Source organism: Frankia sp. CoBUL1, assembly GCF_978021245.1.
In genome coordinates, this window is record NZ_CDXDOS010000216.1 from 3,099 (window position 1) to 6,512 (window position 3,414).

A 3,414-nucleotide genomic window follows, 5' to 3' on the forward strand; every position below is an offset into this window, starting at 1 on the left:
CCGACCGCCGACCATGGCGTACACCTGGTCGGCGACGGAGAAGACCAGGTCGACGTCGTGGTCGACGATCAGGATGCCGACCCCGTCGTCGGCGGTCCGGCGCAGCAGCTGCGAGAACCTGGCGGTCTCGTCGTTGTCCAGGCCGCTGGCGGGCTCGTCGAGCAGCAGGATGTCCGGCTGGGCGCACAGCGCCCGCGCGAACTCGACCAGCCGCAGGGCACCGGTGGGCAGCGTGCCGGCGATGGTGTCCCGCAGGTCGGACAGGCCGAGGGAGTCGAGGGTTTCCTCGACGAGGCGGCTGACGTGTCCTCGGCCCTTGGACGCCAGGCCCAGCAGGCCGCCGGCATAGTCCCGGTGCCGGTTTTCCGCGCCGACAAGCAGGTTGTCCGCGACCGTGAGGGTGGGGAAGAGCGAGGGAACCTGGAAGGTCTGCACCAGACCACGCCGGGACCGGATGTCCGGCCGCATTTTTGTGATGTCGCTCTTGTCGAGCAGGACCTTGCCCTCGTCGGGCTGCTCGACCCCGGTCAGCAGGCTGAACAGCGTCGACTTCCCGGCACCGTTTGGGCCGATGAGGCCGGTGATCACGCCCTGGGGGGCGACGAGGTCGACGTGGTCGACCGCGGTCAGACCGCCGTAGCGGCGGACCAGGCCAACGGCCTGTAGCACGTGCCGACTCATACCCGACCTCCGTCCCGCAGGGAGGTCGCCGCCGCGGGTCCTGACCCCCCTGCTCGTGGCCCACGTGACCTGGTGAGGTGGAGTAGACGTCGGCGGGCAGGCCGCCGCGCTCGCCGCGGGGCGCGGGGGGCAGCAGCGGTGCGCCGCTCGACCGGGCCGCATACTCCTGCACCAGGGTCAGTAGGCTGGCCCCGAACGGGGTCGGCCGCGGCGAGCCCGGTGGCAGTACGGGCGAGGAGCGGCCCGGGGGCCAGCTCGCGGATGGCCCGGGCTGGGCGGCCCCCAGGGGCGCGCCGATCCCGGGGATCCCAGATATCCCGGAGATCCCGGTGACGCCGGTGATGCCAGTGGTCGCTGGCAGGTATCCGACGGCGGAGATGCGCACCGGCACCGGACGCGGTGCCCGATGGTTGGGATCGACGAAGCCGTCCGCGAGGTGGAGGGCGAGCAGCCGCAGCAGACCCCGGACGGCCGAGGCCAGGCCGCCGGGCATCCAGCCGAGGGCGAGGGCGAGGATGCCGATGGCGAGGATCGAGGATCCGGCCGGCGCCAGTACGTCGATCGTGACGATGAACGCCGCGGCGACGATCGCGCCGGCCGCGCTGTCGGCGCCGAAGACGACCACGGCGGTGAACCACAGCAGGCTCTGCAACGGTGCGAAGTCGTCGGCGGAGAACGAGTAGCTGCTGTGCACCAGCAGCGCACCACCCAGCCCGGCGACGACGGAGGAGACGGTGAAGGCCAGCAGCTTGAGGTTGCGGACGTCAACCCCGACCGCCGCCGCACCCTCCGCATGGTCACGCACGGCGAGTAGCGCCCGACCGAGCCGACCGCGATGCAGATTACCCACGAAGAACAGGCCGAGGCCCAGGCAGACCAGTTCAAGGACGTAGAACGCCTCGTCGGGCAGCTCCCAGCCGAAGAACGTCAGCGGGTCGAGGTAGAGGCCGGTCGCGAAGGTGGGCTGCTCGAAGACGAAACGGCTGACCACGGCGCCGACCGCGAAGGTGGTCAGCGCCAGGGTGAGGCCGCGGCGGCGGATCGCCGGGTAGTCGGTGATCAGACCGATCGGGGCGACGAGCAGGGCGCCGATGAACATCGACGCGACGCCCGGCAGCTTCGGCAGTCCGAACAGATCACCGTTGGCGATCTTGAGTGACAGCAGCGCCCCGAGGCCCGCGTAGCCGGCCGAGCCCAGGGAGAGCTGGCCGCTGTAGCCGGTGACGATGACCATCGACAGGAAGATGAGGGCGAGCGCCGGGACCATGAACGCCGAACGCAGATCGGACGGGGCGAAGGTGAGCGGTGCGAGCAGCAGCGCGGCACCGCCGAGCTTGCCCAGGAAGTCGCGGCGGGCCTTGGTCTGGCTGGCCGGGCCCGACGGCGGTGCGCCGCGGCTGGAGAAGCTGGCAGTGGTCCCGGAGTCGCCGGTGCCGAGCTCGCGCAGCTTCGGCACCGCGAGCAGCAGGACCAGCAGGGCGACGATGAACAGGTTCGACTGCAGGACGGTGAGGATCTGGCCCGCGTTACCGTCGAGGGTGAACTGCTTGAGTTCGCTCTGCAGGACGGCGATGCCCAGGGCCGTGAGGACGGCCACCGGCATGCTCGACAGCCGGGCCGCCACCACCACCGCAAAGGTCTCCAGCACCAGCAGGGTCAGCCCGTACGGGGTGAGTTGAAAGCGGGGGGCGAGCAGGATGCCGGTGAGGCCGGCGAGCGTCGTCCCCGCCGCCCAGCCGGCCGCGGCGACCTGGTCCGCGGGAACACCGGACAGCTCGGCGAGCTGCCGGTCGTCGACGACCGCGCGGATCTGGCGGCCGAACACCGTGCGGGTGGCGATGACGCCGATGACCGCGCAGAACACCACGACCATCGCGAGCTCGGCCAGCGCGTCGACACCGATCCGGGTGTCACCGAACAGCTTCACCGACGAGTTCGGGAAGATGCTGGGTGCGTCACTACGCGAGCCCAGACCCCAGATGCCCGCCGTCATCCCGAGGGTGAGGACCAGCACGCCGAGGCTGGCTCGGCCGCCGATGCGCGGCGACGGGCCAGCGGCCGGAAGACCAACCGCTCCAGCAGCAGGCCGATCCCGGGGGACAGCACGGCGAGCGCGATGATGGCGGCCAGCCAGATCGGCAGCCCCCACACGACCACCATCTCGCGGAAGACGTACGCCACCAGCGTGGCGATGCCGCCCTGGGCCAGGTTGAGGACCCCGTTGGTACGGTAGGTGACCAGCAGGCCGATACCGGACAGGGCGGCGATCGCCCCGAGGGAGATCCCCGCCAGTCCCAGGTCGATGCTGGTCACCGGGCACTCCCTGGGCGCCGGTCGCCGCCAGCCGTCCGGTCGTCGCCGTCCGCCGGGTCACATGTGATCACGGAACTGCTCGCCTTCCGCGCCGTGGCATCGTTGGAAACGCAGGCTCTGTCAGGCGTGCTGGCCGGGTGTGGTGGCGTTCGCGGCGGGTGCCTGGCCGCCCCCGGGGTCCGTCACAGCGAAGCGCGAGTTTTGCTGGTGCGTGGCCGTTGTCTGCTGGTACGAGCCTGTCTGCTGGTACCCGCCCTGGGGGCGGGTGGCCGGTTGACCGGCCTCGGGTGCGGCATCCGCAGCGGCCGCCGCGATGATCAGTGAGTGTAGGTCGTCGACCTGGCCGGCGGTGTGGGCCTGGGCGGCCTGAGCGGCGTCGAAGCGGTCGGCCACCAGCAGCGCACTTCCTACCAGGATGAG

1 protein-coding gene and 2 pseudogenes are annotated in these 3,414 nt (G+C 71.3%); all 3 read right to left on the reverse strand.

Features of this window, described 5'->3' with window-relative positions:
• The coding region (locus tag AC08OX_RS14070) for an ABC transporter ATP-binding protein (protein ID WP_476608241.1) at nt 1-681 on the reverse strand (681 nt) is incomplete at its 3' end.
• 150 nt (nt 682-831) lie between these two features.
• Nucleotides 832-2,994, reverse strand: a pseudogene (locus tag AC08OX_RS14075) (ABC transporter permease); the annotation flags it as partial.
• A 120-nt stretch (nt 2,995-3,114) separates the two neighbouring features.
• Nucleotides 3,115-3,414: pseudogene (locus tag AC08OX_RS14080) on the reverse strand (transporter); the annotation flags it as partial.